Genomic DNA, 2,770 nt, shown 5'->3' on the forward strand with positions numbered 1-2,770 from the left:
CACCGCCGCCGACGGGGCGGGCCCTCCGATGAGGAGGCCCGCCCCGTCGGCGTCTGCGCACCCGCGCCCCGCCGAACCCGACCAGGAGAGCCCATGACCCCGCCCGCCGAGCCGCTGACCCACCCCCGCGCCGAGCGCGTCCGCGCCGTCGCCGCCCTGGCCGGCCGGCCCGCGCGACGCCGGACCGGCACGTTCCTGGTGGAGGGCCCGCAGGCGTGCCGCGAGGCGCTGCGCGCGCACCTGGGGGAGGGGCCGGCGGGCGCGGCGCGGCAGTGGCCGGCCGGTCGCGTCCTCACCCAGGTCTACGTCTCCGCCGGGCTCGCCGACCGGGACTCGGAGCTGGCGGCCCTCGTGGAGCGGGTGGCCGCCGACGGGCCCGACGGCGGCGAGCGGGTGTTCGTGCGGGAGGCCTCGGACGAGGTCCTGACGGCCATGGCGGACGCGGTGACGGGCCAGGGCGTCGTGGCCGTGGCCCGCGTCCCGGATCAGCCCGCCCTGGAGGACGCGTTCGACGGTGCGGCGCTGGCGGCCGTGCTGTGCCGCGTGCAGGACCCGGGCAACGCGGGGACGGTGCTGCGCGCGGCGGACGCCGCGGGCGCGGACGCGGTGGTGCTCACCGCCGGATCGGTGGACCCGTTCAATCCGAAGGTGGTCCGCTCCACCGCCGGGTCCCTGTTCCACCTGCCCGTGCTCGCGGGGGTGCAGGCGGAGGACGTGGCGGTGACTGCCCGGGCGGCGGGTCTACAGGTGTGGGCCGCCGACGGCCACGGGTCCGATCGACTGGACGCCCTGTCCCCGGCGTCGCTGGGGGCGCGCACCGCCTGGCTGTTCGGCAATGAGGCCCAGGGCCTGGACGAGGCGGAGCTGGCCCTGGCGGAGCGCCGGGTGGCCGTGCCCCTCTACGGCGCCGCGGAGTCCCTGAACGTGGGCACGGCGGCCACGGTGTGCCTCTACGCCTCGGCGATGGCCTCGCCGACCACGCGGGACTGAACGCACACGCCAGAAGGGGCGGGGATCCGTGAGGATCCCCGCCCCTTCTGGGGTCGACCCGGCGGGTGCCGGGTCAGCCGATGTCAGCTCAGACGCGGGTGCCGCGGCGGCTGGTGATGGCCTGCCAGATGAAGGCCACGATGACGCCGCCGATCACAGACCAGATGAGCGTCTGCCAGCTGAACGCGTCGCCGAGCCCTTCCCCGCCGAGCAGGGTGGAGATCCAGCCACCGAGAACGGCACCCAGGAGGCCCGTGATGAGGGCACCCAGCCAGCCGGAGCCCTGTCGCCCCGGAAGAATCAGGCGAGCGATGGCACCGGCGATGAGGCCGATAATGATCCAAGCGATGATGGTGAACATGCTGATGTTCCTTTCGAGTTGCGGATGATGACGTACGGAAAGGAACTTAGCAAAGCCGATTCCACCTGTGCCACCTCTGACGGCCCGCTACCCCTCGATCGCGAGGTCAGCCGCCCGTGGACCGAGCGCGCCGCACGCGATTCACACGGTGGCGGCGGAGGGGCCGTCGTGCGGGACGGCGCCGACGGCGGGGGTGCGTCGGACCAGCAGGAGCGCGAGGACGAGGCCGCCGAGGGCAATGGCGGCACCGATGAGCGGCGGGGTCCTCAGGGAGGCTCCGGCGCCGATCGCGGCCGCGCCGACCCAGGCCCCCATGGCGTTGGCCATGTTCAGTGCGGAGTGGTTCAGGGAGCCCGCCAACTGCGGCGCGGTGGGGGCGGAGTCCACCAGCAGCACCTGCAGGGACGGGGCGATCCCGGAGCCGCTGACGGCCACCAGGAAGAGGAAGACCACCATCACGGGCGCCCACTGCGCGGTCAGGCCGACGCCCAGAAGGAAGACGGCGCTGAGTGCGAAGCTCAGACGCAGCGTGCGCACCGGGTCGCGGTCCGTGAGGGCGCCGCCGACGAGCGTGCCGACGACCATGCCCACCCCGTAGAGGGCCAGGACGGCGGGCACCCACCGCTCATCGAGGCCGGACACCGTGGTCAGCAGGGGGGCGATGTAGGTGTAGAGGGCGAACATGCCGGCGAAGCCGAGGACGCCGACGGCCACCGTGGCCCACAGGCGCCCGGACGCCAGGCCGCGCAGCTCGCGGCGCACGGACGCCCCCTCGGGCGCCGGGACCGGCGGCACGAGCCATGCGGTGGCGGCCACGCACAGGGCCGCGCACGTCGCCACGATGACGAACATCCAGCGCCAGCCCGCGCTCTGGCCCAGGGCGGTGGCGGCCGGGACGCCGAGCACGTTGGCCACCGACAGGCCCGCCATCACCCATGCGACGGCCTGGCCACGGCGGGCGGGCCCGGCCAGGTCCGCGGCGGCCAGGGCGGCCGCCGAGAAGTAGGCCCCGTGGGGCAGGCCGCAGATGAAGCGGGCGGCCATCATGGTGGCCGCGTCCGGGGCGAGGAACGCGGCCACGTGCCCCACGACGAACAGCAGCATCAGCACGATGCTCGTGACCCGCCGGTCGACGCGGGCGAAGGACGCGGCCAGCAGGGGAGCGCCGATCACGACGCCCAGCGCGTACATGGAGATGAGCACGCCGCCGGCCTCGAGACCGATGCCGAGGTCGGCCACCGCCTGCGGCAGCAGGCCCATCATCGCGAACTCCGTGGTGCCGATCGCGAAGCTGCCCAGGGCCAGCGCGAGGATGGCCGGCAGCAGACGCACGCGGCGGCCGCCCAGCAGCGCGCCGGGGCCCGTCGGCGCGGTCGGTGGGATGGACGGGTCCGGGCGCGTCGGACGCGGGGCGCGGGG

The 2,770-nt window shown here is 75.2% G+C and carries 3 protein-coding genes; 1 reads left to right on the forward strand and 2 read right to left on the reverse strand.

Translation table 11 applies throughout. From position 1 onward, the window contains the following. The first annotated feature begins 93 nt into the window (after window positions 1-93). The gene (locus QL983_RS10930; RefSeq protein WP_036315636.1) at window positions 94-990 is read left to right on the forward strand and encodes an RNA methyltransferase; all 897 of its coding nucleotides are present in this window, start codon (window positions 94-96) and stop codon (window positions 988-990) included. A gap of 88 nt (window positions 991-1,078) precedes the next feature. Here the strand turns inward: QL983_RS10930 and QL983_RS10935 are convergent, their stop codons facing one another. Together QL983_RS10935 and QL983_RS10940 are read right to left on the reverse strand one after the other, a co-directional pair. Continuing rightward, entirely contained in the window at window positions 1,079-1,351 is a 273-nt protein-coding gene (locus QL983_RS10935) for a GlsB/YeaQ/YmgE family stress response membrane protein (RefSeq protein ID WP_036315639.1), read from the reverse strand. A gap of 141 nt (window positions 1,352-1,492) precedes the next feature. Beyond that, window positions 1,493-2,770, reverse strand: a 1,278-nt coding sequence (locus tag QL983_RS10940; RefSeq protein ID WP_290152989.1) for an MFS transporter, incomplete at its 5' end; no start/stop codon positions are given.

The organism is Micrococcus sp. APC 4021 (genome assembly GCF_030407635.1).
GTDB lineage: Bacteria > Actinomycetota > Actinomycetes > Actinomycetales > Micrococcaceae > Micrococcus > Micrococcus luteus.

Bases quoted from the DNA above. Each gene is read 5' to 3' on its own strand.
- QL983_RS10930 (WP_036315636.1), top strand. From the start codon at position 94: ATGACCCCGCCCGCCGAGCCGCTGACCCACCCCCGCGCCGAGCGCGTC.
- QL983_RS10935 (WP_036315639.1), bottom strand. From the start codon at position 1,351: ATGTTCACCATCATCGCTTGGATCATTATCGGCCTCATCGCCGGTGCC.